The organism is Escherichia sp. MOD1-EC5950, from assembly GCF_002965345.1.
Classification (GTDB): domain Bacteria; phylum Pseudomonadota; class Gammaproteobacteria; order Enterobacterales; family Enterobacteriaceae; genus Escherichia; species Escherichia marmotae.
Genome location: NZ_PTSR01000014.1, coordinates 1 through 25,508, shown reverse-complemented (window position 1 = coordinate 25,508; position 25,508 = coordinate 1). Strand labels below are relative to the sequence as shown.

Annotated in this window: 24 protein-coding genes and 1 pseudogene; 14 read left to right on the top strand and 11 right to left on the bottom strand. The window is 49.0% G+C overall.

Features of this window, described 5'->3' with window-relative positions:
- Positions 1 to 185 precede the first annotated feature (185 nt).
- Positions 186 to 1,010 (top strand): protein bax, encoded by an 825-nt coding sequence (locus BEA93_RS14635; protein ID WP_001517329.1) that lies wholly within the window; start codon positions 186 to 188, stop codon positions 1,008 to 1,010.
- 129 nt (positions 1,011 to 1,139) lie between these two features.
- Here the strand turns inward: BEA93_RS14635 and xylR are convergent, their stop codons facing one another.
- The 4 genes from xylR to xylF all read right to left on the bottom strand — a co-directional run bounded on the left by xylR (position 1,140) and on the right by xylF (position 6,168).
- Entirely contained in the window at positions 1,140 to 2,318 is a 1,179-nt protein-coding gene (gene xylR, locus BEA93_RS14630) for a D-xylose utilization transcriptional activator XylR (RefSeq protein ID WP_001517328.1), read from the bottom strand.
- A 78-nt stretch (positions 2,319 to 2,396) separates the two neighbouring features.
- Complete coding sequence (xylH, locus tag BEA93_RS14625; protein ID WP_061091182.1) at positions 2,397 to 3,578, bottom strand: xylose ABC transporter permease XylH; 1,182 nt, start codon at positions 3,576 to 3,578, stop codon at positions 2,397 to 2,399.
- Positions 3,556 to 5,097 carry a D-xylose ABC transporter ATP-binding protein gene (gene xylG, locus BEA93_RS14620; protein WP_000120891.1) on the bottom strand — a complete coding sequence of 514 codons (1,542 nt, stop codon included), beginning with the start codon at positions 5,095 to 5,097 and terminating at the stop codon, positions 3,556 to 3,558. The genes xylH and xylG overlap by 23 nt, the downstream gene beginning before the upstream one ends.
- A 78-nt stretch (positions 5,098 to 5,175) precedes the next feature.
- Positions 5,176 to 6,168: a D-xylose ABC transporter substrate-binding protein gene (xylF, locus tag BEA93_RS14615; RefSeq protein WP_000694882.1), complete on the bottom strand. Its 993-nt coding sequence runs from the start codon at positions 6,166 to 6,168 to the stop codon at positions 5,176 to 5,178.
- 366 nt (positions 6,169 to 6,534) lie between these two features.
- Here xylF and xylA point away from each other — a divergent pair, with 366 nt between their 5' ends.
- The 4 genes from xylA (at position 6,535) to yiaA (ending at position 10,374) form a co-directional block, all read left to right on the top strand.
- Positions 6,535 to 7,857 (top strand): xylose isomerase, encoded by a 1,323-nt coding sequence (xylA, locus tag BEA93_RS14610; RefSeq protein ID WP_016262660.1) that lies wholly within the window; start codon positions 6,535 to 6,537, stop codon positions 7,855 to 7,857.
- Positions 7,858 to 7,927: 70 nt separating this feature from the next.
- Positions 7,928 to 9,382, top strand: a complete 1,455-nt coding sequence (xylB, locus tag BEA93_RS14605) for a xylulokinase (protein WP_016262659.1) — start codon at positions 7,928 to 7,930, stop codon at positions 9,380 to 9,382.
- A 167-nt stretch (positions 9,383 to 9,549) separates the two neighbouring features.
- Positions 9,550 to 9,891 (top strand): inner membrane protein YiaB, encoded by a 342-nt coding sequence (gene yiaB, locus BEA93_RS14600; RefSeq protein WP_001517325.1) that lies wholly within the window; start codon positions 9,550 to 9,552, stop codon positions 9,889 to 9,891.
- A gap of 45 nt (positions 9,892 to 9,936) precedes the next feature.
- A complete protein-coding gene (gene yiaA / locus BEA93_RS14595; RefSeq protein ID WP_010376735.1) occupies positions 9,937 to 10,374 on the top strand; it encodes an inner membrane protein YiaA in 438 nt (145 codons plus the stop codon).
- 36 nt (positions 10,375 to 10,410) lie between these two features.
- On the opposite strand, the gene BEA93_RS14590 is transcribed toward yiaA, so the two are convergent.
- The gene (locus BEA93_RS14590) at positions 10,411 to 11,406 is read right to left on the bottom strand and encodes an acyltransferase (protein ID WP_105224724.1); all 996 of its coding nucleotides are present in this window, start codon (positions 11,404 to 11,406) and stop codon (positions 10,411 to 10,413) included.
- A 176-nt stretch (positions 11,407 to 11,582) separates the two neighbouring features.
- Between BEA93_RS14590 and BEA93_RS14585 the strand changes: the two genes are divergently transcribed.
- From BEA93_RS14585 to BEA93_RS14565, 5 genes and pseudogenes are all read left to right on the top strand, one after another.
- On the top strand, positions 11,583 to 11,879 hold the full coding sequence (locus tag BEA93_RS14585) for a YsaB family lipoprotein (RefSeq protein ID WP_016262658.1): 297 nt from the start codon (positions 11,583 to 11,585) through the stop codon (positions 11,877 to 11,879).
- A gap of 95 nt (positions 11,880 to 11,974) precedes the next feature.
- On the top strand, positions 11,975 to 12,886 hold the full coding sequence (gene glyQ / locus BEA93_RS14580; RefSeq protein ID WP_001168542.1) for a glycine--tRNA ligase subunit alpha: 912 nt from the start codon (positions 11,975 to 11,977) through the stop codon (positions 12,884 to 12,886).
- A gap of 9 nt (positions 12,887 to 12,895) precedes the next feature.
- Complete coding sequence (gene glyS / locus BEA93_RS14575) at positions 12,896 to 14,965, top strand: glycine--tRNA ligase subunit beta (protein ID WP_001291753.1); 2,070 nt, start codon at positions 12,896 to 12,898, stop codon at positions 14,963 to 14,965.
- Between the two features lie 79 nt (positions 14,966 to 15,044).
- Positions 15,045 to 15,569 (top strand): helix-turn-helix domain-containing protein, encoded by a 525-nt coding sequence (locus tag BEA93_RS14570; RefSeq protein WP_105224723.1) that lies wholly within the window; start codon positions 15,045 to 15,047, stop codon positions 15,567 to 15,569.
- Positions 15,570 to 15,706: 137 nt separating this feature from the next.
- Positions 15,707 to 15,808 (top strand): annotated as a pseudogene (locus BEA93_RS14565) (IS3 family transposase); the annotation flags it as partial.
- Positions 15,809 to 15,903: 95 nt separating this feature from the next.
- Here the strand turns inward: BEA93_RS14565 and cspE are convergent.
- The gene (gene cspE, locus BEA93_RS14560; protein WP_000014594.1) at positions 15,904 to 16,116 is read right to left on the bottom strand and encodes a transcription antiterminator/RNA stability regulator CspE; all 213 of its coding nucleotides are present in this window, start codon (positions 16,114 to 16,116) and stop codon (positions 15,904 to 15,906) included.
- A gap of 281 nt (positions 16,117 to 16,397) precedes the next feature.
- The gene (locus tag BEA93_RS14555) at positions 16,398 to 16,688 is read right to left on the bottom strand and encodes an HTH-type transcriptional regulator (protein WP_001517320.1); all 291 of its coding nucleotides are present in this window, start codon (positions 16,686 to 16,688) and stop codon (positions 16,398 to 16,400) included.
- A gap of 431 nt (positions 16,689 to 17,119) precedes the next feature.
- On the opposite strand from BEA93_RS14555, the gene BEA93_RS14550 reads away from it, so the two are divergent.
- On the top strand, positions 17,120 to 17,830 hold the full coding sequence (locus BEA93_RS14550; protein WP_000190515.1) for a DUF3053 domain-containing protein: 711 nt from the start codon (positions 17,120 to 17,122) through the stop codon (positions 17,828 to 17,830).
- 49 nt (positions 17,831 to 17,879) lie between these two features.
- On the opposite strand, the gene ghrB is transcribed toward BEA93_RS14550, so the two are convergent.
- Together ghrB and BEA93_RS14540 are read right to left on the bottom strand one after the other, a co-directional pair.
- A complete protein-coding gene (gene ghrB, locus BEA93_RS14545; RefSeq protein ID WP_001517319.1) occupies positions 17,880 to 18,854 on the bottom strand; it encodes a glyoxylate/hydroxypyruvate reductase GhrB in 975 nt (324 codons plus the stop codon).
- 103 nt (positions 18,855 to 18,957) lie between these two features.
- Entirely contained in the window at positions 18,958 to 19,617 is a 660-nt protein-coding gene (locus BEA93_RS14540) for an OmpA family lipoprotein (RefSeq protein WP_000747625.1), read from the bottom strand.
- A 152-nt stretch (positions 19,618 to 19,769) separates the two neighbouring features.
- Here BEA93_RS14540 and bisC point away from each other — a divergent pair, with 152 nt between their 5' ends.
- A complete protein-coding gene (bisC, locus tag BEA93_RS14535; RefSeq protein WP_105224722.1) occupies positions 19,770 to 22,103 on the top strand; it encodes a biotin sulfoxide reductase in 2,334 nt (777 codons plus the stop codon).
- On the opposite strand, the gene BEA93_RS14530 is transcribed toward bisC, so the two are convergent.
- Positions 22,072 to 22,512, bottom strand: a complete 441-nt coding sequence (locus tag BEA93_RS14530) for an N-acetyltransferase (RefSeq protein WP_001517317.1) — start codon at positions 22,510 to 22,512, stop codon at positions 22,072 to 22,074. The genes bisC and BEA93_RS14530 overlap by 32 nt on opposite strands.
- Entirely contained in the window at positions 22,509 to 23,072 is a 564-nt protein-coding gene (tag, locus tag BEA93_RS14525; RefSeq protein WP_000438929.1) for a DNA-3-methyladenine glycosylase I, read from the bottom strand. Before tag ends, BEA93_RS14530 begins: the two co-directional genes overlap by 4 nt.
- Positions 23,073 to 23,229: 157 nt before the next feature.
- On the opposite strand from tag, the gene BEA93_RS14520 reads away from it, so the two are divergent.
- Positions 23,230 to 23,928 carry an autotransporter outer membrane beta-barrel domain-containing protein gene (locus tag BEA93_RS14520; protein ID WP_105224721.1) on the top strand — a complete coding sequence of 233 codons (699 nt, stop codon included), beginning with the start codon at positions 23,230 to 23,232 and terminating at the stop codon, positions 23,926 to 23,928.
- 228 nt (positions 23,929 to 24,156) lie between these two features.
- Positions 24,157 to 25,359, top strand: a complete 1,203-nt coding sequence (locus tag BEA93_RS14515; RefSeq protein ID WP_001517314.1) for an L-lactate MFS transporter — start codon at positions 24,157 to 24,159, stop codon at positions 25,357 to 25,359.
- Positions 25,360 to 25,508: the final 149 nt, after the last annotated feature.

The following is a 25,508-nucleotide window of genomic DNA, read 5'->3' as shown; positions in this document are numbered from 1 at the left end:
CTTGGCCGCTATTTTTGATATGATTTGAGATTCAACTCTCAAATTTGGGAAAAATATTGCTCTAAATAATTCGAGTTGCAGGACAAAACACCGATGGTGTTTTGAACAGCGTTTGCGCAGTACATGCAACTTGAACTATGACGAGTATAAGGTGTTTGAATGATTAAATCCGATCAGGAGACCTGATGATTTTGACTCCCATACGACGATATGGGGCGATGATTCTTATGTTACTCACTCTGGTGTTTTCGAGTGAGGTGTTAGCGAAGACGCATACAACAACAGCGAGTCAGAAGTCCCATTTAACTAAAGCTAGTAATAAACAGGTAAGCAGTAAACAAGAGTATTCTCGCAATAGTGCAAAGAGCAGTTCACTTCCTGATTTGCGAAAATACCCTTCCGGAACACCAAGAAAAAAAGCGTTTCTCCGGACCGTGATGCCCTATATTACCAGCCAAAATGCTGCCATTACGGCGGAACGTAACTGGCTGATTTCAAAACAATACCAGGGACAATGGTCACCTGCAGAGCGTGCGCGTTTGCAAGATATCGCCAAACGCTACAAGGTGAAGTGGTCTGGTAATACGCGAAAAATCCCGTGGAATACGCTGCTTGAACGTGTAGATATTATTCCTACCAGCATGGTGGCGACGATGGCTGCGGCAGAAAGCGGTTGGGGTACGTCAAAACTGGCGCGTAGCAACAACAACCTGTTCGGCATGAAATGCATGAAAGGGCGTTGCACCAATGCACCGGGTAAAGTGAAGGGATACTCACAATTTAGTTCTGTCAAAGAATCGGTGAGCGCCTATGTCACTAACCTGAATACGCACCCGGCTTACGCTTCGTTCCGTAAATCGCGCGCGCAATTGCGTAAAGCGGATCAGGAAGTTACCGCTACAGCGATGATTCATAAGCTGAAAGGTTATTCAACGAAAGGGCAGAGTTATAACAACTACCTGTTCGCGATGTACCAGGATAACCAGCGGTTAATCGCCGCACATATGTAATTGCATTCCTTTCAGCCTTATCCGACTTGTTGGTCGGATAAGGCTTTTGCTCTGCGTCAGGTGGCTGTGCAACATTGCCTGATGCGACGTTAACGCTTCTCATGATGCCTGACCGCTTTTTCACTCTCGCTACAGCATTACCTCGCTATTTACATCGCGATACTCTTTAGGCGTCGTGTCATACGCTTTTTTAAATACAGAGTAGAAATATTGCAGCGATGGATAACCGCACATTTGCGATATCTCGTTGATCGACAAGGTAGTAGAAATCAGCAGGCTGCGCGCTTTCTCTAGCTTCTCGGCATGAATCATGGCGTGAATGGTTTCCCCCACCTCTTCTTTAAAACGCTTCTCAAGATTGGAGCGCGATATGCCAACTGCATCGAGTACCTGATCCACTTTTATGCCTTTGCAGGCGTGATTGCGGATGTAATGCATGGCCTGAATAACAGCGGGGTCGGTCAGCGAACGGTAATCCGTAGAGCGCCGTTCAATAACGCGTACAGGCGGAACCAGAATCCGCTGCAACGGCATCTTTTCTTTATCTAATAACCGATGCAGAAGTTTTGCCGCCTGATAGCCCATTTGCCGCGCGCCCTGGGCGACAGAAGAGAGGGCGACACGCGAAAGATAACGGGTCAGTTCTTCGTTATCGATGCCAATCACGCATAATTTTTCCGGTACGGGAATATGCAAATGCTCGCATACTTGCAGAATATGCCGCGCTCTGGCGTCAGTGACGGCAATAATCCCTGTTTGCGGTGGTAGCGTTTGTAGCCAGTCGGCCAGTCGGTTTTGCGCGTGCTGCCAGTTCTCTGGCGCGGTTTCCAGCCCCTGATAAACGACTCCGCGGTACTTTTCCTCAGCAACAAGCTGGCGAAACGCATATTCGCGTTCGGCTGCCCAACGTTTGCCGCTAGATTCCGGCAAACCGTAAAAAGCAAAGCGGTTAACGCCTTTCTCTTTTAAATGCAAAAATGCGCTTTCAACCAGCGCATAGTTATCGGTGGCAATGTAATGTACGGGTGGGTAACTTTCTGCCAGGTGATACGAACCACCAACTCCGACAATAGGGACGTCGACATCAGCCAGCGCCTGCTCGATTTGTGTATCATCGAAGTCGGCTATGACGCCATCTCCTAACCAGTCCTTGATTTTGTCAATGCGGGCGCGGAAATCTTCTTCAATGAAAATATCCCATTCCGATTGTGACGCCTGTAAATATTCCCCTACGCCTTCTACTACCTGACGATCATAGGCTTTATTAGCATTGAACAGTAATGTGATGCGGTGACGTTTAGTAAACATGGTTCTTTTCCTGCTGAATCATGCAAAAAACTCAAAACCGGCAATAAGTTACCGGCTTTGAGAAAATTTTTATCAAAATCAGGAACGGCGTTTGGTTGCGGAGTCCATCCATACTGCCAGCAACAGAATCGCACCTTTGACGATATACTGCCAGAAGGTTGGTACATCCATCATACTCATACCGTTATCCAGTGAAGCCATGATGAATGCCCCCATTACTGCTCCGGCAACACTCCCCACACCACCTGCCAGACTAGTACCGCCAATCACGCAGGCTGCAATCGCGTCCAGCTCAGCGATATTACCCGCAGAAGGTGAACCAGCGCCAAGCCGCGAACTAAGAATTAACCCGGCGATGGCCACCATCAAACCGTTGATAGCAAATACGGCAAGTTTGGTGCGTTCAACGTTAATTCCAGAGAGTCGCGCGGCTTCCAGATTGCCACCGATAGCGTAAATGCGTCTCCCAAAAGCTGTTCGTGTTGCCATAAACATTCCTCCGAGCAACAGCAACGTCAGCAGCAGAACAGGTGTAGGAACGCCACGGTAATCATTCAGCAGCCAGATTGCACCTAAAACGATAATGGCGGTTAATGCCTGGCGACCGACTACTGCTGTAGATGCCGGGGACTGCAAACCCAAAGCCTGACGGCGCATTCTTCCGCGCCACTGCCAGCCGACAAAAGCCATTAAGCCAAGCGCGCCGATGATGAAACCGGTGCTGGCTGGTAGATAGCTTTGCCCAATTTGTGACATCGCGGCGCTGGTGGGTGAAACGGTCGTACCATTGGTGATGCCAATAAGGATGCCGCGAAATGCCAACATGCCCGCCAGGGTGACAATAAAAGAAGGTACTTTGCGATAAGCTACCCACCAACCATTCCAGGCACCGAGAAGCAGCCCCAGTACTAACGTAGCAATGATGGTGAGTGGCAGCGGCCAGCCTAACCAGACGTCACAGATAGCGGCGACGCCACCTAGCAACCCCATCATGGAACCGACCGAGAGGTCGATTTCAGCGGAAATAATGACGAACACCATCCCTACTGCGAGGATGCCAGTAATCGCGGTCTGACGGAGCAAGTTGGATACGTTACGGGCGCTTAAATAGGCACCGTCAGTAGTCCAGGTAAAGAACAGCATGATGGCGATGATTGCAGCAATCATCACGAAGACTTGTAAATTCAGTGATTTCAGCACAGAGAAGCCACCGGATGTCGGTACGGCTAATTTCACTTCAGACGGATTGCTTTTCGACATGATGTTCGCTCCTCAATGCGGCTTCCATCACCTGCTCCTGAGTCAGGTTATGATTTATCAGGTTGGCTTTTAGTTTTCCTTCATGCATCACCAGTACACGATCGCTAAGACCAAGCACTTCAGGTAATTCAGAAGAGATGACAATAACGGCGATGCCTTGCTGGACGAGTTGGTTAATTAATTTGTAGATCTCGTATTTCGCGCCAATATCGATACCCCTGGTGGGTTCATCAAGAATGAGAATACGCGGGTTGAGTAACAGACAGCGTGCGAGGATCGCTTTTTGTTGATTGCCGCCGCTCAAACGTCCAATAGCAAGTTCCGGTGACGACGTTTTCACTTTGAGTTGCTGGATTGATTCCAGAATGCATTTTTGTTCTGCAGCATCATCAAGTTGGCTAATACCACTGGTAAATTTGTTGAGTGCGGCGAGGGTAATATTTTTGCCAACTGCCATTACCGGAACGATGCCATCGCGCTTTCTGTCTTCCGGCACCATCGCAATACCCTGAGCGATGGCTTGTTGGCAATTACGAATATCTACCTGTTCACCATCGATAAATATTTTCCCTTCCCACTGTCCGGGCCAGACGCCAAACAGACATTGGATGGTCTCGGTGCGCCCGGCGCCGACTAACCCTGCAATACCCAGTATTTCACCGCGTTTCAGAGAAAAAGAAACATCGTTAACCCGTTTAATATGACGATTAACCGGATGCCATGCCGTCAAGTGCTCAATGCGTAATATTTCATCACCAGTGGTATGTGGTTCGTTAGGGTAAAGCGCTGTTAATTCTCGCCCTACCATCATAGTGATAATATCGTCTTCGCTCATTCCTGTTGCATCGCGGGTTCCTATATGCTGACCATCGCGAATAACGCAAATCGTGTCGGAAATTGCTTTGACTTCGTTGAGTTTGTGCGAGATATAGATGCAGGCTATGCCGTGTTGTTGCAGATCGCGAATAATATCCAGTAAAACCGTAGTTTCCAGCTCGGTTAATGAGGCTGTCGGTTCATCGAGAATTAACAAACGTACCTGTTTATTTAGCGCCTTGGCAATTTCAACCAGTTGTTGTTGCCCAAGCCCTAAGTCGCCAACGCGGGTATCTGGTGAAATGGATAAACTGACTTGTGCTAATAGCTTCTGGCAGCGTAGCGTCATCAGGTCATAATCCATAATACCATTATGGGTTATTTCATTGCCCAGAAAGATATTTTCCAGCACGGTCAATTCTTTCACCAGCGCTAATTCCTGGTGAATAATGGCGATACCTTTTTGTTCGGTATCGCGAATATGGCTCGCCTGGATTACTTCACCTGCAAAAATAATTTCACCTTCATAACTACCAAAAGGATAAATTCCGCACAGCACTTTCATTAATGTTGATTTACCCGAACCGTTCTCACCACAGAGTGAGACGATTTCGCCAACGCTCAACCGCAAACTGACGTTATCAATTGCCTTCACCGTGCCAAAGGTTTTGGTAATGTTCTTCATTTCAAGTAGATAAGACATAACGACTCCACCTAAGCCAATCAATTCACGCGGCATGGAGAGAAATCACACCCCCGGCCAGCGCCGGGGAGGTAACGCTTAAAGCTCGCTCTCTTTGTGGAATCCGTCTTTAATTACCGTATCCTTGATGTTGTTTTTATTCACATCGATAGGTGTCAGCAGGCGGGATGGAACATCTTTCAAGCCATTATTTAACGTAGTATCTGCTTTCGGTTCCTGACCATTGCCCAACTCAACGGCAATTTCTGCCGCGGTATTTGCCAACAAAGTAATAGGTTTATACACCGTCATGGTTTGCGTTCCCGCGGCAATACGTTTAACTCCCGCGAGATCCGCATCCTGGCCGGAAATAGCCACTTTCCCTGATAAACCTTGCGCGCTTAATGCCTGAATTGCCCCACCGGCGGTAGCATCGTTTGAAGCGACAACTGCATCAATTTTGTTATTGTTAGCTGTCAGCGCGTTTTCCATAATTTTTAGCGCATTTTCTGGTAACCAGCCATCAACCCATTGGTCGCCAACGACTTTAATTTTTCCTGAATCAACATAAGGTTTTAATACTTTCATTTGCCCGGCGCGGAACAGTTTGGCGTTGTTATCGACCGGGGAGCCGCCCATCAGGAAATAATTTCCTTGCGGGACGATATCGACCAGGGCTTTTGCTTGCAGTTCACCGACTTTTTCGTTATCGAAAGAAATATAAAAATCGATATCCGCGTCGTTAATCATGCGATCGTAAGCTAATACTTTAATACCTTCTTGTTTGGCTTCTTTTACAACGTTACTTAATACCTGACCGTTATATGGAATAATGACGAGAACATCGACACCCCGGTTAATCATGTTTTCAATCTGCGACATTTGGGTTTCTTCATTGCCATTTGCAGATTGCACGAATACTTTCGCACCGAGAGATTCCGCTTTTTTCACAAAGATATCACGATCTTTTTGCCAGCGCTCAAGACGGAGATCATCAATTGCCATTCCTATTTTGACTTCTTTGGCGTGCGCCGCGACGTTTGTAAGCAGGAGTGAGGTGCAAAGGGTGAGTAAAATATTCTTTATTTTCATGGTGTAGAGGCCTTCTTTTGTTAGAGGACAGCTTTAATAAGTAACAATCACCGCGATAAACGTAATCAATTTTTAGCAACTAAACAGGGGAAAACAATTACAGATTTTTATCTTTCGATTACGATTTTTGGTTTATTTCTTGATTTATGACAGAGATCTTACTTTTATTGCTTAATTGTACTTGTTGCATTTTTCTCTTCGAGGAATTACCCAGTTTCATAATTCCATATTATTTTGCGAGCTAGCGCACACTTGTGAATTATCTCAATAGCAGTGTGAAATAACATAATTGAGCAACTGAAAGGGAGTGCCCAATATTACGACATCAACCATCACACGCGGCATTACCTGATTATGGAGTTCATTATGCAAGCCTATTTTGACCAGCTCGATCGCGTTCGTTACGAAGGTCCAAAATCCTCTAACCCGTTAGCATTCCGTCATTACAACCCCGACGAACTGGTGCTGGGCAAGCGTATGGAAGACCACTTGCGTTTTGCCGCCTGCTACTGGCATACCTTCTGCTGGAACGGAGCGGATATGTTTGGTGTAGGCGCGTTTAACCGTCCGTGGCAGCAACCTGGCGAGGCATTGGCACTGGCGAAGCGTAAAGCTGATGTCGCATTCGAGTTCTTCCACAAATTACATGTGCCATTTTATTGCTTCCATGACGTGGATGTTTCTCCGGAAGGCGCGTCGTTAAAAGAGTACATCAATAACTTTGCGCAAATGGTTGATGTGCTGGCTGGCAAACAAGAAGAGAGCGGTGTGAAATTGTTGTGGGGAACCGCTAACTGCTTTACTCATCCTCGCTATGGCGCGGGCGCGGCGACGAATCCAGATCCCGAAGTCTTTAGCTGGGCGGCAACTCAGGTTGTTACCGCGATGGAAGCGACGCATAAGTTGGGCGGTGAAAACTATGTATTGTGGGGCGGTCGTGAAGGTTATGAAACTTTACTGAATACTGACCTGCGTCAGGAACGTGAACAGCTTGGTCGCTTTATGCAGATGGTTGTTGAACATAAACATAAAATAGGCTTCCAGGGCACATTACTTATCGAACCGAAACCGCAAGAGCCGACTAAACATCAATATGACTACGATGCCGCGACGGTCTATGGCTTCCTGAAACAGTTTGGTCTCGAAAAAGAAATTAAACTGAATATTGAAGCTAACCACGCGACGCTGGCGGGTCACTCTTTCCACCATGAAATTGCCACCGCCATTGCGCTTGGTCTGTTCGGCTCAGTCGATGCTAACCGCGGCGACGCGCAGCTTGGCTGGGATACTGACCAGTTCCCGAACAGTGTGGAAGAGAACGCGCTGGTAATGTATGAAATCCTTAAAGCAGGCGGTTTCACGACCGGCGGTCTGAACTTTGATGCCAAAGTACGTCGTCAGAGTACTGATAAGTATGATCTGTTCTACGGTCATATTGGGGCGATGGATACGATGGCGTTGGCATTGAAAATTGCAGCACGCATGATTGAAGACGGCGAATTGGATAAACGCGTAGCGCAACGTTATTCCGGTTGGAATAGCGAACTGGGTCAGCAAATCCTGCAAGGCCAAATGTCACTGGTGGATTTAGCAAAATATGCTCAGGAACATAATCTGGCTCCGGTGCATCAGAGTGGACGCCAGGAGCAGTTGGAAAACCTGGTAAATCATTATCTGTTCGACAGATAACGGCTAATTGCGCAGTCTCAAGCCCGGTTATCGGTAGCGATACCGGGCATTTTTTTAAGGAACGATCGCTATGTATATCGGGATAGATCTTGGCACATCGGGCGTAAAAGTTATTTTGCTCAACGAGCAAGGTGAGGTGGTCGCTTCGCAAACGGAAAAACTGACCGTTTCGCGTCCGCATCCACTCTGGTCGGAGCAAGATCCGGAACAGTGGTGGCAGGTGACTGATCGCGCGATGAGAACCCTGGGTGAGCAGCATTCTCTGCGAGACGTTAAAGCATTGGGTATTGCCGGGCAAATGCACGGTGCAACTTTACTTGATGCTCAACAGCGGGTGCTACGTCCTGCCATTTTGTGGAACGACGGGCGCTGTGCAGAGGAGTGCGTTTTGCTGGAATCGCGAGTTCCGCAATCGCGGACGATTACCGGCAACCTTATGATGCCCGGATTTACTGCGCCTAAATTGCTGTGGGTTCAGCGGCATGAGCCGGAGATATTCCATCAAATCGACAAAGTATTATTACCGAAAGATTATTTGCGTCTGCGTATGACGGGGGAGTTTGTTAGTGATATGTCTGATGCGGCTGGCACCATGTGGTTGGATGTCGCAAAGCGAGATTGGAGTGATGTCATGCTGGAGGCTTGCCAGCTATCTCGTGATCAGATGCCAGCATTATACGAAGGCAGCGATATTACTGGCACTTTGCTACCCGAGGTTGCAAAAGCGTGGGGAATGGCGGCGGTGCCAGTTGTCGCGGGCGGCGGTGATAATGCGGCAGGTGCGATTGGTGTGGGTATGGTGGATGCCAACCAGGCAATGCTGTCGTTGGGAACTTCGGGGGTTTATTTTGCAGTAAGCGAAGGGTTCTTAAGCAAGCCGGAAAGTGCCGTACACAGCTTTTGTCATGCTTTACCGGAGCGTTGGCATTTAATGTCTGTAATGTTGAGTGCGGCATCGTGTCTGGACTGGGCGGTGAAATTAACCGGCATGGGTGATGTTCCCGCTTTAATTACTGCAGCGCAGCAGGCTAATGAGAGTGTCGATCCTGTCTGGTTTTTACCTTATCTTTCCGGCGAGCGTACGCCGCACAATAACCCACAGGCAAAGGGCGTTTTCTTCGGTCTGACCCATCAGCACGGCCCCGCGGAACTGGCGCGTGCCGTACTGGAAGGCGTGGGGTATGCGTTAGCCGATGGTATGGATGTCGTACATGCCTGCGGCATTCAACCGCAAAGTATTACATTGATTGGTGGTGGCGCACGTAGCGAGTACTGGCGCCAGATGCTGGCGGATATCAGTGGTCAGCAACTAGATTACCGCACAGGCGGCGATGTGGGGCCTGCATTGGGCGCAGCGAGGCTGGCTCAGATTGCGATGAATCCAGATAAATCACTCGCTGAACTGTTACCACAACTGCCGTTGGAACAGTCGCATCAGCCGGATGCACAACATTATGCTGCTTATCAGCCACGACGAGAAACTTTCCGTCGTCTCTATCAGCAACTTCTGCCGCTGATGACATAATATTTTCCCCTGTCTTATGTGACGGGGGATAATTCACAACTATGTATATTTATAATTTATTAATTTTTTATATGAATTTATTCTGAAAATCATTTGTTAATGGTGTTTTTCAGTTTTGTCTTTTGTTGGTTACTCGTAATGTATCGCAGGTAGATATGGAGATCGTTATGAAAACCTCAAAGACTGTGGCAAAACTATTATTTGTTATCGGGGCGCTGGTTTATCTGATTGGACTATGGATCTCATGCCCATTGTTAAGCGGCAAAGGCTATTTTCTTGGCGTGTTAATGACGGGGACTTTTGGCAACTATGCCTATCTGCGCGCAGAAAAACTTGGGCAACTGGATGAATTCTTTATTCGTGTCTGCCAGTTAGTTGCGTTAATCACTATCGGTCTTTTGTTTATCGGTGTTTTAAATGCGCCCATTAACGCGTATGAGATGGTGATCTATCCGCTCGCCTTTTTCGTCTGCTTGTTTGGTCAAATGCGCTTGTTCCGCACGGTATGATCGACATAAAGCTCTTAATGATTCAGGAATGAAAGGAAATCTGTGATGGAAAACAAAATATCAACCTATTCTCCAGCATTCGGTATTGTGTCATGGATAGCTCTCGCAGGCGGTATCGTTACCTATCTGTTAGGGCTATGGAATGCAGAGATGCAGTTAAATGAAAAAGGGTATTATTTTGCCGTGTTGGTGTTAGGGCTGTTTTCGGCAGCTTCCTATCAAAAGACCGTTCGGGATAAATATGAAGGCATTCCTACTACGTCTATTTATTATATGACCTGCCTGGTGGTCTTTATCATCTCTGTCGCTTTACTGATGGTAGGTCTGTGGAATGCAACGTTATTACTTAGTGAAAAAGGTTTTTATGGATTGGCCTTCTTTTTAAGCTTGTTTGGTGCGGTAGCGGTGCAGAAGAATATCCGTGATGCCGGAATCAACGCATCAAAAGAAACGATGACTGTGCAGGAAGAATATAGCGAATAACCCACGTAAGCCCGGTCACACTGACCGGGTTTTTACTTAACTCACTAATCTGTTTTTGTCGATTCGTTGCACCAGCACAGAAAGTAACAAACTTGCTGCCAGCGTCGCGCAAAAGATCCAAATAATATCCAGTATTGGCCAGTTTTTAAGCTCAATACCACCGGTACGCAGCGCATGGATAATCAACGCGTGGAATCCGTATATACCTAAAGAATGACGGGATATCAGCCCAAGCCCGCGAATAGTGTGCGTATCCAGAGTATTTTTTACCAGAGTCAGTAACGCGATTGCGCAGATAAAAACCATCGGTCCACAGTAAAGATACCAGGTATCGGCAAAGTTTCCGCGCCACTGTAATTCATATAATGTCCCACGAGAGATAATAAATACTCCCGCTATAAACAGTGCGGCACTCATCCACGATAGAGATTTATGTTGTGTGTTTATCATCCCAATGGCGCGGCCCAGCATGCCATACAGGATGTAGTAAAAAGTATCGCCATTGATATATAAGTTAATTGGTAACCATTCAAAACCGTCGATCTTCTGGGGCACTGTGTTTGGGTTGGCGATGATGCCAATCACCACCATTAGCACCAGCAACATTTTACCGCTGATGTTTTTTACCTGAACCAGTGGCGAAACCAGATAAATCACCGCAATCGCGAAGAAAAACCATAAGTGATAAAACACCGGTTTTTGCAGCAGTTTTTTCAGCGATAACTCCACATTGATGGAGGTAAACAGCGCAATGTAGAGCAGTGCGACGACGCTATAAAACAGCAGACACAAGCCGATACGCAAGAAATGACGCGGTTGAGCGCTACGTTCGCCAAAAAAGAGATAGCCGGAAATCATGAAAAATAGCGGCACGCTGACACGAGAGGCCGAATTTAGAACATTCGCGATATCCCAGGTTACAGGGCTAACATTATGGGCATTGGTCACATACCAGGTAGTGGTATGAATCATCACCACCATTAAACAAGCTATCCCTCGCAGGTTATCAATCCAATAAATTTTGGGCTGCATCTGTGTCTCTGTATCTGGTTAAAAAAAGTCTGACCGATAAATCATTCGGCTGATGCACTGGAATAATCTGAGTTTGATCACTACATCTTAGAGATGCTTGAGAAAATTTATAAGATCCAGCCACTATACCGATATTAATAATAAGACTCACCTGCAAACCAGACGGTAATTTAACGATGATGAACTATTTCTTTCCGGCAATGACGCTCATTGTGTTAGTGGGATGTTCGGCACCACCACCCGAACAGAAAGCGCAACGGGTAAAGGTTGAACCGCTGCGTTCGTTGAATATGGAAATCTTGTGCAAGGATCAGGTGGCAAAACGTTATAACACTGGCGAGCAAAAAAACGACATCATCGCGTTTGAACAGTTCCAGGGGAGCTATGAAATGCGCGGTTATACCTTCAGGAAAGAACAGTTTGTCTGTTCTTTTGACGCGGATGGCCATTTTTTGCATCTTTCCATGCGTTAAGCGCAGCCTTTTTCCCGTTTCGTACTGTATATCTTCCATCCAGCGGGTATACTGATCCCTTCCTTTAAATCCACACGTATCCAGCACGAAATAATATGCAAAAGTTTGATACCAGGACCTTCCAGGGCTTGATCCTGACCTTACAGGATTACTGGGCTCGCCAGGGCTGCACCATTGTTCAACCATTGGACATGGAAGTCGGCGCGGGAACCTCTCACCCAATGACCTGTCTGCGCGCGCTGGGGCCAGAACCGATGGCGGCTGCTTATGTTCAGCCTTCTCGTCGCCCGACCGATGGTCGTTACGGCGAAAACCCCAACCGTTTACAGCACTACTATCAGTTCCAGGTGGTGATTAAGCCATCACCGGACAATATCCAGGAGCTGTACCTCGGTTCTCTGAAAGAGCTGGGCATGGATCCGACTATCCACGATATCCGTTTCGTGGAAGACAACTGGGAAAACCCGACGCTGGGTGCCTGGGGACTGGGCTGGGAAGTGTGGCTGAACGGCATGGAAGTAACGCAGTTCACTTACTTCCAGCAGGTTGGTGGTCTGGAGTGTAAACCGGTTACCGGTGAGATCACCTACGGTCTGGAACGTCTGGCGATGTATATTCAGGGCGTAGATAGCGTTTATGACCTGGTCTGGTGCGACGGCCCGCTGGGTAAAACCACCTACGGTGACGTCTTCCATCAGAACGAAGTGGAGCAATCCACCTACAACTTCGAATACGCGGATGTGGACTTCCTGTTCACCTGCTTCGAGCAGTACGAGAAAGAAGCACAGCAATTGCTGGCGCTGGAAAATCCGCTGCCGTTGCCAGCCTACGAACGTATTCTGAAAGCCGCCCACAGCTTCAACCTGCTGGATGCGCGTAAAGCCATCTCTGTCACCGAGCGTCAGCGTTACATTCTGCGCATTCGCACCCTGACCAAAGCAGTGGCAGAAGCATACTATGCTTCCCGTGAAGCCCTCGGCTTCCCGATGTGCAACAAAGACAAGTAAGAGGCGGCCATGTCTGAGAAAACTTTTCTGGTGGAAATTGGCACTGAAGAGCTGCCACCAAAAGCACTGCGCAGCCTGGCAGAGTCCTTTGCTGCGAACTTTACTGCGGAGCTGGATAACGCCGGTCTCGCACACGGTACTGTTGAATGGTTTGCTGCTCCGCGTCGTCTGGCGCTGAAAGTGGCTAACCTTGCGGAAGCACAGCCTGATCGTGAAATCGAAAAACGTGGCCCGGCAATTGCCCAGGCATTTGACGCCGAAGGCAAACCGAGCAAAGCTGCAGAAGGTTGGGCGCGTGGTTGCGGGATCTCCGTTGACCAGGCTGAGCGTCTGACTACTGACAAAGGTGAATGGTTGCTGTATCGCGCTCACGTGAAGGGCGAAAGCACCGAAGCGCTGATACCGAACATGGTAGCTACTTCGCTTGCGAAATTGCCGATTCCGAAACTGATGCGCTGGGGCGCAAGCGACGTACACTTCGTGCGTCCAGTTCATACTGTGACTTTGCTGCTGGGCGATAAAGTCATTCCGGCAACCATTCTGGGTATTCAGTCCGATCGTGTGATTCGCGGCCACCGCTTTATGGGCGAGCCGGAAATTACTATCGATAATGCCGATCAATATCCGGAAATTCTGCGTGAGCGCGGTAAAGTCATCGCTGATTACGAAGAACGTAAGGCGAAGATTAAAGCTGATGCCGAAGAAGCCGCGCGTAAGATTGGCGGTAACGCTGACTTAAGCGAAAGCCTGCTGGAAGAAGTGGCTTCGCTGGTGGAATGGCCTGTCGTTCTGACTGCGAAATTTGAAGAGAAATTCCTCGCGGTGCCGTCTGAAGCACTGGTTTACACCATGAAAGGTGACCAGAAATACTTCCCGGTGTATGCGAACGACGGCAAATTGCTGCCGAACTTTATCTTCGTTGCCAACATCGAATCAAAAGATCCGCAGCAAATTATCTCCGGTAATGAAAAAGTCGTTCGCCCGCGTCTGGCGGATGCGGAGTTCTTCTTTAATACCGACCGTAAAAAACGTCTGGAAGATAACCTGCCGCGTCTGCAAACCGTGCTGTTCCAGCAACAATTAGGTACGCTGCGCGACAAGACTGACCGCATTCAGGCGCTGGCTGGCTGGATTGCTGAACAGATTGGTGCTGACGTCAACCACGCGACCCGTGCGGGGCTGCTGTCCAAGTGTGACCTGATGACCAATATGGTCTTCGAGTTCACTGACACTCAGGGCGTGATGGGTATGCACTACGCGCGCCACGATGGCGAAGCGGAAGATGTGGCTGTCGCGCTGAACGAGCAGTATCAGCCGCGCTTTGCTGGTGATTCTCTGCCGTCTAACCCGGTGGCCTGTGCGCTGGCGATCGCTGACAAGATGGATACTCTGGCTGGTATCTTCGGTATTGGTCAGCATCCGAAAGGCGATAAAGACCCGTTTGCGCTGCGTCGTGCGGCACTCGGCGTGTTGCGTATTATCGTCGAGAAGAACCTGAACCTCGATCTGCAAACGCTAACCGAAGAAGCGGTGCGTCTGTACGGCGATAAGCTGACCAACGCTAATGTGGTCGATGACGTTATCGACTTTATGCTTGGCCGTTTCCGTGCCTGGTATCAGGACGAAGGTTATACCGTCGACACCATCCAGGCCGTTCTGGCGCGCCGCCCAACTCGTCCGGCAGATTTCGATGCCCGTATGAAGGCCGTATCGCACTTCCGTACTCTGGAAGCAGCGGCTGCACTGGCGGCAGCGAATAAGCGTGTATCCAACATTCTGGCGAAATCTGACGAAGTCCTGAGCGATCGTGTGAACGCATCTACCCTGAAAGAGCCGGAAGAAATTAAGCTGGCGATGCAGGTGGTTGTACTGCGCGACAAGCTGGAGCCATACTTCGCTGAAGGTCGTTACCAGGATGCGCTGGTCGAACTGGCTGAACTGCGTGAACCGGTTGACGCCTTCTTCGATAAAGTGATGGTTATGGTTGATGATAAAGATCTGCGTATCAACCGTCTGACCATGCTGGAAAAACTGCGCGAATTGTTCCTGCGCGTTGCGGATATTTCGTTGTTGCAGTAATAACTCCTTTAGTAAAAAGCCTGCCAGATGGACTGCACCCCAAAAGTTGGACACCCAACTGATTAAGGTGCAGTTTTTTATGGCAAAGCCAAAATATTCTCTCGAAACCAGATTAGCTGTCGTTAATCATTATCTTGCCGGACACGATGGCGCACGTTGTACCGCTGAACGTTTTGGTGTTGAAGAAATATCTGTGCGACGCTGGGTAAGAGCCTGGCAACTCCACGGTATTGATGGTATTACATGGAAAAATGACCGCCACTCTCCTGAGTTTCGACTGACGGTTGTTCTGAAGGCTCTGAGTGAAGAACTTACCATGCGCGAGGCCGCCTCACGGTTTAATATCTCAAATGAATCCGTGGTCCGGCACTGGGTGAAGGTTTACAAAGACACTGGTGAAGAAGGACTTCTGAACATAAAACCAGGTCGGAGCAAGGACATGACAAAACCTCAAAAAACACCTCCACTTACCGATGCAGAACTGGAAAAGTTATCTCCCGAAGAACTGCGGGCGGAACTCCGTTACCTTCGCGCAGAGAATGCCTATCTAAAAAAGCTGAAGGCCTTAGTTCAAAGCGAGAAAAACGGCAGAAAGCCCGGATAATCAGTGAGCTAAGGCTTAAGCATGCGCTCGGTGATCTTCTGCGTGCCGCGGGTATGTCCCGCAGTACGTGGTATCACAATATGAATGCCCTGAAGCGAGTGGACAGGCATGCTGGACTGAATGAACTGAGGAAGGCGATAGAGGACTATATCCATTATTATAACAACGAGCGGATCAGCCTGAAATTAAAAGGCCTGAGTCCGGTAGAATACCGAACCCAGACCCTGAAAGCCGCTTAACATGAACTGTCCAACTTTATGGGGTCAGTCCAGGACAAATAAAAAAATCCCCGCCAATTGGCAGGGATCTTAGATTCTGTGCTTTTAAGCAGAGATTACAGGCTGGTTACGTTACCAGCTGCCGGGCCTTTAGCGCCGCTTTCGATGGTGAAGGACACTTTCTGACCTTCGTCCAGAGATTTGTAACCATCGTTCTGGATAGCAGAGAAGTGTACGAACACATCTTTAGAGCCATCGTCAGGAGTGATGAAGCCGAAGCCTTTGTCAGCGTTGAACCATTTTACGATACCAGTCATTTTACCGGACATAGTGTATTACCTTTAATAATTAATTGTGCCTTTCGGCGTTATGGCGTGCTTTACAGATTTTTGAAGCGTTAAAGGAAATGTGCACTACGAGGGGTATCAACGATAACTCTTGAAGGGACTTGCCTTACTACACTGCTTTAATGGTCTGTACGTCAAACCGTTGAGTGCATTAAGCCACGCATTGGGTGGTGATGCAACATTTATTTTTCAAATTTATGATTAATCGTTCAGAAAGCGGCCCTGTCAGCAGGACCGTCATCATCAAAAAAGGGAATAAAAACCTATTCCATCAACTGCTTACTTAATGCCGGGTTGGCTTGAATCAGGCGCATAAGTTTTAGTTCGGCACTGGAAGGCTTCACGCGTCTGGATTCCCATTCCTTTACCATGGCAACAGATACGCCCAAAACCCGGGCGAAATCATCAATTTTTAACCCTGTCCCTTTGCGTAATTGCTCAATTTCGGTACAAGGTGTTGGTCTGTGTGTCAGGGTAATTTTCTGTGTTTCATCTTTAAAAACAATCTGTTCCAGGCTACTCAACAACTCATGCATTGGATCTTTATATTCCATTGAAAACTCCTCAAATCACACTGCGGGATCGTGAATTTCATCGAAGCTTATTAAGAATAGTCGGGAAAACAGGCATAGCGGGGAGAAGTTAGACATGCTTTGAGTGTGATTCGATTCAGCCCGTCAGTCACCGTGACTTATAGTCACCTAACGATCTGATATATGCAGATATATCTCGTACTGGCCGTGATTTGTAAAGATTTCGAAAATCTGGCCTCCCAACGAGAAGGAAAGTCCTGGCAACAAAAACACAATGGCAATATCAATTTTTAACAATGAAACAACAAATTAACCTTACTTCATTTTCTCCATCATTTTCCCAGGAAGATTATACATAAAGGGTATCCTGTAGGCCTGTCCTGGACTATCCTTGTCTGCGTCAGACACGCGTGTGTCGTTGTGCGCTTTTTTTGGGTGAAAGGAGTAAGAAAATGGCGACAGGAAAGTCCTGCTCTCGCTGGTTTGCGCCTCTTGCGGCGTTATTAATGGTAGTTAGCCTGAGTGGGTGTTTTGATAAAGAAGGCGATCAGCGTAAAGCGTTTATCGACTTCCTGCAGAATACTGTGATGCGTAGCGGTGAACGTCTACCAACCCTGACTGCCGATCAGAAAAAACAATTTGGTCCTTTTGTCTCTGATTACGCGATCCTGTATGGCTATTCCCAACAGGTTAATCAGGCGATGGATTCCGGTCTGCGTCCGGTTGTAGACAGCGTTAACGCGATTCGTGTACCGCAGGATTACGTCACGCAAAGTGGTCCACTGCGTGAAATGAACGGTTCTCTGGGCGTACTGGCGCAACAATTGCAAAATGCGAAGTTGCAGGCAGATGCCGCGCACTCTGCGCTAAAACAAGCTGACGATCTGAAACCGGTCTTTGATCAGGCATTCACTAAAGTGGTGACTACTCCGGCCGATGCCTTGCAACCGCTGATTCCAGCGGCACAAACCTTCACGCAACAACTGGTGATGGTTGGAGACTACATTGCTCAGCAAGGTACTCAGGTGAGCTTTGTATCGAACGGCATTCAGTTCCCGACTTCCCAGCAGGCAAGTGAATATAACAAACTGATCGCGCCATTACCGGCACAGCATCAGGCGTTTAATCAGGCCTGGACCGCAGCAGTAACTGCAACCCAATAAACGGTAAAAGCCCGAGAAGTTATCGGGCTTTTATCTACGCAGTCGCGGCTTAGCCCGCGACGTGCGGATTCACACAGTTCTTCTCAACCTTCCCCAGCAACGCATTAATCAAATTATCCACGGCACAGGCAGCCATGCCATAACGCGTCTCATGAGTGGCCGAACCAATATGCGGTACTGCAACGACATTGGTCATTGATAGCAACGGTGAATCTACGGGCAATGGCTCTTGTTCGAAGACATCCAGCCCGGCGGCGTGAATTTCCCCTTTCTGTAATGCGGCAATCAGTGCATTTTCGTCAACTACCGGCCCACGCCCTGCATTAATGAAGATGGCGGAAGATTTCATTTTGGCGAATTGTTCAGCGCCAAACAGGTGATGAGTTTCTTCAGTTAGCGGCAGGATCAGGCAAACGAAATCTGATTCTTGTAACAATGTATCCAGATCACAGTAGCGGGCGTTAAAGCGTTCTTCAGCTTCTTTATGATGGCGACGAGCGTTATAAAGAATTGGCATGTTGAAGCCAAAGTGCGCACGTTGCGCCAGCGCCATTCCGATCCGTCCCATCCCGACAATCCCCAGTGTTTTATGGTGAACATCAGTGCCGTACCAGTCCGGGCCGATATTGGCGGTCCATTCGCCCGCTTTTACGCGCTCCGCGACTTCCACAACCCGACGCGCGGTACACAGCACCAGCGCCATCAGCGTATCGGCTACTGTTTCCGTTAATACGGTTGGCGTATGCATCAGCAGGATTTTCCGGGCATTAAGCGCATCGACATCGAAATTGTCATAGCCGACAGAGATAGTTGAAGTGGCACGCAGTTTCGGCATCTTTTCCAGCAACGTGGCATCAACATTCTCATTTGAACCCAGTAGACCTTCAGCTTCGGCAAAAATCGCCGCGTTTTGTTCGATGGTCTGTGGATTGAGATTTGCCACCTGGTGAACGATGAAATGCTCTTGCAGGCGTTGCAGTAAATCATCAGGTAAGGCTTTGTAGAGGATAACGGACGGCTTCATTCTTCTCTCCATTCACTGATAAGGCGATCACCTTAGCCTGAAAAATGAAGCAGGAAAACCGAAGAATGCCAGGTGATTTCTTCGTCACCTGGCATGACAGTGATTACAGCGGGCTTAACGTAATTTCTACGCGACGGTTTTGGGCTTTGCCTTCTGCGGTGCTGTTGCTGGCGATCGGGTTAGCCGGGCCAAGACCTTGGGTACGGATGCGGCTGGCGTCAACGCCCTGGGTGATCAATGCGCTGGCAACGGAATCAGCACGCTGCTGCGAAAGGCGCATATTCAGGTCGTGACCACCAGTGCTGTCGGTGTAGCCAATCACGTTAACCGCCGTTTTCGGGTACTCTTTCAGCACCATTGCAACACCGGTCAGGGTGTTAGCACCTGCTGGTTTCAGAGTGGCGCTGCTGCTGTCGAAGGTCACGTTGTTCGGCATGTTGAGGATAATGTTATCTCCGCTACGGGTTACGCTAACGCCTGTGCCGCGCATTTTGTCGCGCAGTTTCGCTTCCTGCACATCCATGTAATAACCAACACCGCCGCCCAGTGCCGCACCTGCCGCTGCGCCAATCAGCGCACCTTTACCGCGATCTTTCTTCGAAGAAGAGAGAGCGCCAATACCCGCACCAACGAGAGAGCCCAGACCTGCACCGATAGCAGATTTACCTGCTTCGCGTTCGCCGGTGTAAGGGTTAGTTGTACAACCAGATACCGCCAGAGCGCCGCTGACTACGGCAGCAATAAGATAAACACGTTTCTTCATTGTTAATCCTTAATAACCTTTTTATTCTTGGTCACGGGTTTCGTGGCGGGAGATTATGCCGTGTGAACATGAAGATTATTCCTGGGAATACTCGGAAATTTGTAAGTAATATTTAACTGCTCAATACATCTAACCTTTCAGGAGCCTTCGGTTTGGCCATCTCATCCTCACGTTATTCCGTTCTTACTGCCGCCCACTGGGGGCCCATGCTGGTTGAAACCGACGGTGAAACAGTCTTCAGCTCGCGTGGTGCGTTAGCCACAGAAATGGAAAATTCCTTGCAGAGCGCGGTTCGTGACCAGGTTCATAGCAACACGCGAGTGCAATTTCCGATGGTGCGCAAAGGTTTCCTCGCATCGCCAGAAAAACCACAAGGCGTTCGCGGGCAGGATGAATTTGTTCGTGTGAGTTGGGATGAGGCGCTGGATCTCATCCACCATCAGCATAAACGCATTCGTGAGGCTTATGGTCCGGCATCGATTTTTGCCGGTTCCTACGGTTGGCGTTCAAACGGTGTGCTGCATAAAGCGTCAACCTTGTTACAACGCTATATGGCGCTGGCAGGCGGTTATACCGGCCATCTGGGCGATTATTCAACCGGCGCGGCACAGGCGATCATGCCGTATGTCGTGGGTGGCAGCGAAGTCTATCAGCAGCAGACTAGCTGGCCTCTGGTGCTGGAAAATAGCGACGTGGTGGTGCTGTGGAGTGCTAACCCATTAAACACGCTGAAAATTGCGTGGAATGCGTCCGATGAGCAGGGACTTTCTTACTTTGCCGCACTGCGTGACAGCGGGAAAAAGCTGATCTGCATTGATCCAATGCGATCGGAAACCGTCGATTTCTTTGGCGATAAAATGGAATGGGTCTCTCCGCATATGGGGACTGATGTGGCGCTGATGCTGGGGATAGCTCACACGCTGGTGGAAAACGGCTGGCACGACGAGGCATTTCTGGCGCGTTGCACCACAGGTTATGACGTCTTCGCCTCTTATTTGTTGGGCGAGAGTGATGGCATTGCAAAAAATGCCGAATGGGCCGCGGAGATTTGCGGTGTTGGCGCAGAGAAAATCTGCGAGCTGGCAGCTATTTTCCACCAAAATACCACTATGCTGATGGCTGGATGGGGAATGCAGCGCCAGCAGTTTGGTGAGCAAAAACACTGGATGATAGTCACGCTGGCGGCAATGTTAGGGCAAATCGGCACGCCCGGTGGCGGTTTTGGTCTTTCTTACCATTTTGCTAATGGCGGCAACCCGACCCGCCGCGCTGCGGTGCTGCCTTCCATGCAGGGCAGTTTGCCGGGTGGCACCGATGCGGTAGATAAAATCCCCGTAGCCCGCATTGTCGAAGCATTAGAAAACCCTGGCGGCGCGTATCAACACAACGGCATGAACCGACATTTCCCGGATATTCGTTTTATCTGGTGGGCGGGCGGCGCTAACTTCACCCATCATCAGGATACTCATCGTCTGATTCGCGCCTGGCAAAAACCGGAGCTGGTGGTGATATCGGAATGTTTCTGGACGGCGGCGGCGAAACATGCCGATATCGTCCTCCCCGCGACTACGTCGTTTGAGCGTAACGATCTCACTATGACCGGCGATTACAGCAATCAACATCTGGTGCCGATGAAGCAAGTGGTGCCACCGCGTGGTGAAGCGCGTAATGATTTTGATGTTTTTGCTGAGTTAAGTGAGCGCTGGGAGAAGGGCGGCTATGCCCGGTTTACGGAAGGGAAGAGTGAGCTGCAATGGCTGGAAACGTTCTATAACGTTGCGCGGCAGCGTGGAGAAAATCAGCAGGTTGAAATACCGCCGTTTGACGAGTTCTGGGAAGCCAATCAGTTAATTGAGATGCCAGAAAATCCAGACAGCAAGCGGTTTATCCGTTTCGCGGATTTTCGCCGCGACCCGCAGGCACACCCATTAAAGACGACCAGTGGTAAGATTGAGATCTTCTCGCAGCGCATTGCGGATTACGGTTATCGGGATTGTCCAGGCCATCCGATGTGGCTGGAACCCGATGAGTGGTGGGGCAACGCCGAAGCAGAGCAGTTGCAGGTACTTTCAGCCCATCCGGCGCATCGCCTGCACAGTCAGTTGAATTACAGTTCACTTCGCGAATTGTATGCGGTGGCAAACCGTGAGCCTGTCACCATTCATCCTGACGATGCAAAGGCACGCGGCATACAAAATGGCGATACTGTTCGGTTGTGGAACTCGCGCGGGCAAATTCTTGCCGGAGCGGTGATTAGTGAAGGCATCAGGCCTGGTGTGATTTGCATTCACGAAGGGGCATGGCCAGATCTGGATTTTACTGCTGGCGGCATTTGTAAAAATGGCGCGGTGAATGTGCTGACCAAAGATTTCCCAAGCTCGCGGCTGGGTAATGGTTGTGCGGGTAACACGGCGCTGGCGTGGCTGGAAAAATACACGGGGCCTGAACTTAAACTTACGGCGTTTGATCCGCCTGCCAATCCATAATCCAGGTAGGGAGTTGGGTTTCCTCCTGCCATGCGCAGTCGACAATTTGAAAACCCTGCGCATGGTAAAAACTTATTGCTGGCTGGTTTTTCTGGTAAACCTCCAGCAATAAATGAGGATGGCGCTGTTGCATATGTTGCATCAAAGCCTTACCGATACCGCGTCTGACAGCCTTCGGTGCGACAAACATTGCTGCCAGAAACCGCCCTTCCATAATGCTGGCAAAACCGAGAAATTCACCGTTTTCTTCCCATACCCAGTTTTGCGCGTTGGCAAGATATGCATCACGCACCAGCGGAATGCAGTCACGCCAGTAACTTTCTTCTATAAAGGGATGTCCCCAGGTTGTACTTTCCAGCCACAGTTCAAGGATTGCGGGCAGTTCCGAACGTTGTGCTTGTCTAATCATGCTTTATTCCCCGGATGGCAACAGCAGCCAACCACATGATCATTCACCAGCCCACATGCCTGCATAAAGGAGTAACAAATCGTTGATCCAACGAATTTAAAACCGCGTTTTTTCAATGCTTTAGAAAGCGCGTCGGAGGCGGGCGTTGATGTGGGGATTTCACTCAACGTTGTGGCTTGTGTCACCTGCGGCTGATGATTTACGAACGACCAGACAAAGTCGGCAAATGGTTCGCCGTTCTGTTCCATTTGCAGGTATGCGCGCGCATTGCCAATAATGGCCTGGATTTTCCCGCGATGGCGGATAATTCCGGCGTCCTGCACCAGCCTTTCAACATCCTCTTCCTGCATTGCAGCGACCTTCACGGGATCGAATTGATGAAAACAGGCGCGATAATTTTCACGTTTTTTGAGGACGGTAATCCAGGACAGCCCAGCTTGTTGCCCTTCAAGGCAGATCATTTCGAACAGTTTTTTACTGTCAGTTTCAGGCACGCCCCACTCTTCATCGTGGTAGGCAATATAAAGCGGGTCCTGACTCACCCAGCCGCAACGTTCCATACTTTCCCTCTCTATGCACCTGTTCGTAAAAATTTCACCTGCTTTTCTTGACGCACCGGCGAAAAAGTCAATATTTAATACAGGACTAATATGCCCGATATCCTTCATACAATGACAATAATAATGCCGAATTCGGCTCTTCCCTGGAGTCGTGTTAATGATCATAAAAAAATGCGGTGGTCGCTGGCTCCTAAGTCTGCTGGCGAGCGTGGTAATCAGTTCTTTTTTTCTCAACACAGCTTACGCCTGGCAACAAGAATATATCGTTGATACGCAGCCAGGACATACCACAGAGCGTTATACCTGGGATAGTGATCACCAACCTGATTACAACGATATTTTGTCGCAACGTATTCAAAGTAGCCAAAGGGCGCTGGGACTGGAAGTTAATCTGGCGGAAGAAACTCCCGCGGATGTAACCAGCAGCATGAGTATGGGCTGGAACTTCCCTTTATATGAACACGTTACAACAGGCCCGGTCGCCGCATTGCATTACGACGGAACGACCACTTCGATGTATAACGAGTTTGGCGACAGCACTGCAACACTGACCGATCCGTTATGGCATGCCAGCGTCAGTACATTGGGTTGGCGTGTTGATTCCCGGCTTGGTGATTTTCGTCCCTGGGCGCAAATCAGCTATAACCAGCAATTTGGCGAGAATCTCTGGAAGGCTCAATCAGGTTTGAGCCGCATGACGGCGACAAATCAGAACGGCAACTGGCTTGATGTGACGGTGGGAGCCGATATGCTGCTTAACCAACATATTGCCGCTTATGCTGCGTTATCCCAGGCAGAGAACAGCGCCAATAATAGTGATTATTTGTATACTATGGGGGTTAGTGCCAGGTTTTAACTTGTTTTTTACAGTGCGGGATCGGTTATAACAATCATTGTATTGATAGTGGGTGCTAACTGACTTAATAATTATTGTTGTGAATGTTTGTCACGTCATTCATTCCTGAACTGAGGCATTTCATTCCGTTCTGATGGCATTTCATGCCGTTTTCCCCCTGGCATAAAATGCACTTCGTTATGGTTGTCAGCAGAGAATTTTCCTTTTTATTAATGCAGGAATACTGCCATGACACCTTCAAACTATCAGCGTACCCGCTGGCTGACACTCATTGGTACTATCATTACCCAGTTTGCATTGGGTTCGGTTTATACCTGGAGCCTGTTTAACGGCGCGCTTTCCGCCAAGCTGGATGCGCCGATAAGCCAGGTCGCTTTCTCCTTTGGCCTGTTGAGTCTGGGACTGGCTATCTCATCTTCTGTGGCTGGTAAGTTGCAGGAACGTTTTGGCGTAAAACGCGTCACTATGGCGTCCGGCATTTTACTGGGGCTGGGTTTCTTCCTTACCGCGCATTCCAACAGTCTGATGATGCTGTGGTTGAGCGCTGGTGTGCTGGTCGGTCTGGCAGATGGCGCGGGTTACCTGCTGACGCTCTCTAACTGCGTGAAGTGGTTCCCGGAGCGTAAAGGTTTGATCTCCGCGTTCGCCATTGGTTCCTATGGTTTGGGTAGCCTGGGATTCAAATTTATCGACTCGCATCTGCTGGAGACGGTCGGTCTGGAAAAAACCTTTCTGATTTGGGGCGCGATTGTGCTGGTGATGATTGTCTTTGGCGCAACCTTAATGAAAGACGCGCCGAAGCAGGAAGTCAAAACCCATAATGGCGTGGTGGAAAATGATTTCACTCTGGCAGAGTCGATGCGTAAACCGCAATACTGGATGCTGGCGGTGATGTTCCTGACTGCCTGTATGAGCGGTTTGTATGTCATTGGTGTGGCGAAAGATATCGCCCAGAGCCTGGCGCATCTTGATGCAGTATCAGCAGCTAACGCAGTGACGGTTATTTCTATTGCTAACCTTTCTGGTCGTCTGGTGCTGGGCATTCTGTCTGACAAAATTGCCCGTATTCGTGTCATCACCATTGGTCAGGTGATTTCGCTGGTGGGTATGGCAGCGCTGTTGTTTGCTCCACTCAATGCGCTGACATTCTTTGCGGCGATTGCCTGTGTGGCCTTTAACTTCGGTGGCACCATTACCGTCTTCCCGTCACTGGTTAGTGAGTTCTTCGGGCTTAATAACCTGGCGAAAAACTACGGTGTGATTTACCTCGGGTTTGGTATCGGTAGTATTTGCGGCTCGATTATCGCCTCACTGTTTGGCGGCTTCTATGTAACCTTCTACGTCATTTTCGCCTTGCTGATTCTTTCGCTGGCGCTTTCAACGACCATTCGCCAGCCTGAATTCAGAACGTTTCGTGAGGTACATGGTTAAGTTTAACGACGGGTTTCAGACTCGTCCTGAGATAGCGTGGCGTATTTTTTCATTGTGTATGAATCAAATGTATCGGCACAATTCAGGATGAGTCATTGATAAAATCGAGGGCCAGCTAGCTGGTCCTTTTAAACGTTCAATTTACAAAA

Excerpts from the sequence above, each read along its gene's own strand:
- BEA93_RS14635 (WP_001517329.1), top strand. The coding sequence starts at position 186 with ATGATTTTGACTCCCATACGACGATATGGGGCGATGATTCTTATGTTA.
- xylR (WP_001517328.1), bottom strand. The coding sequence starts at position 2,318 with ATGTTTACTAAACGTCACCGCATCACATTACTGTTCAATGCTAATAAA.
- xylH (WP_061091182.1), bottom strand. The coding sequence starts at position 3,578 with ATGTCGAAAAGCAATCCGTCTGAAGTGAAATTAGCCGTACCGACATCC.
- xylG (WP_000120891.1), bottom strand. The coding sequence starts at position 5,097 with ATGTCTTATCTACTTGAAATGAAGAACATTACCAAAACCTTTGGCACG.
- xylF (WP_000694882.1), bottom strand. The coding sequence starts at position 6,168 with ATGAAAATAAAGAATATTTTACTCACCCTTTGCACCTCACTCCTGCTT.
- xylA (WP_016262660.1), top strand. The coding sequence starts at position 6,535 with ATGCAAGCCTATTTTGACCAGCTCGATCGCGTTCGTTACGAAGGTCCA.
- xylB (WP_016262659.1), top strand. The coding sequence starts at position 7,928 with ATGTATATCGGGATAGATCTTGGCACATCGGGCGTAAAAGTTATTTTG.
- yiaB (WP_001517325.1), top strand. The coding sequence starts at position 9,550 with ATGAAAACCTCAAAGACTGTGGCAAAACTATTATTTGTTATCGGGGCG.
- yiaA (WP_010376735.1), top strand. The coding sequence starts at position 9,937 with ATGGAAAACAAAATATCAACCTATTCTCCAGCATTCGGTATTGTGTCA.
- BEA93_RS14590 (WP_105224724.1), bottom strand. The coding sequence starts at position 11,406 with ATGCAGCCCAAAATTTATTGGATTGATAACCTGCGAGGGATAGCTTGT.
- BEA93_RS14585 (WP_016262658.1), top strand. The coding sequence starts at position 11,583 with ATGATGAACTATTTCTTTCCGGCAATGACGCTCATTGTGTTAGTGGGA.
- glyQ (WP_001168542.1), top strand. The coding sequence starts at position 11,975 with ATGCAAAAGTTTGATACCAGGACCTTCCAGGGCTTGATCCTGACCTTA.
- glyS (WP_001291753.1), top strand. The coding sequence starts at position 12,896 with ATGTCTGAGAAAACTTTTCTGGTGGAAATTGGCACTGAAGAGCTGCCA.
- BEA93_RS14570 (WP_105224723.1), top strand. The coding sequence starts at position 15,045 with ATGGCAAAGCCAAAATATTCTCTCGAAACCAGATTAGCTGTCGTTAAT.
- cspE (WP_000014594.1), bottom strand. The coding sequence starts at position 16,116 with ATGTCCGGTAAAATGACTGGTATCGTAAAATGGTTCAACGCTGACAAA.
- BEA93_RS14555 (WP_001517320.1), bottom strand. The coding sequence starts at position 16,688 with ATGGAATATAAAGATCCAATGCATGAGTTGTTGAGTAGCCTGGAACAG.
- BEA93_RS14550 (WP_000190515.1), top strand. The coding sequence starts at position 17,120 with ATGGCGACAGGAAAGTCCTGCTCTCGCTGGTTTGCGCCTCTTGCGGCG.
- ghrB (WP_001517319.1), bottom strand. The coding sequence starts at position 18,854 with ATGAAGCCGTCCGTTATCCTCTACAAAGCCTTACCTGATGATTTACTG.
- BEA93_RS14540 (WP_000747625.1), bottom strand. The coding sequence starts at position 19,617 with ATGAAGAAACGTGTTTATCTTATTGCTGCCGTAGTCAGCGGCGCTCTG.
- BEA93_RS14530 (WP_001517317.1), bottom strand. The coding sequence starts at position 22,512 with ATGATTAGACAAGCACAACGTTCGGAACTGCCCGCAATCCTTGAACTG.
- tag (WP_000438929.1), bottom strand. The coding sequence starts at position 23,072 with ATGGAACGTTGCGGCTGGGTGAGTCAGGACCCGCTTTATATTGCCTAC.
- BEA93_RS14520 (WP_105224721.1), top strand. The coding sequence starts at position 23,230 with ATGATCATAAAAAAATGCGGTGGTCGCTGGCTCCTAAGTCTGCTGGCG.
- BEA93_RS14515 (WP_001517314.1), top strand. The coding sequence starts at position 24,157 with ATGACACCTTCAAACTATCAGCGTACCCGCTGGCTGACACTCATTGGT.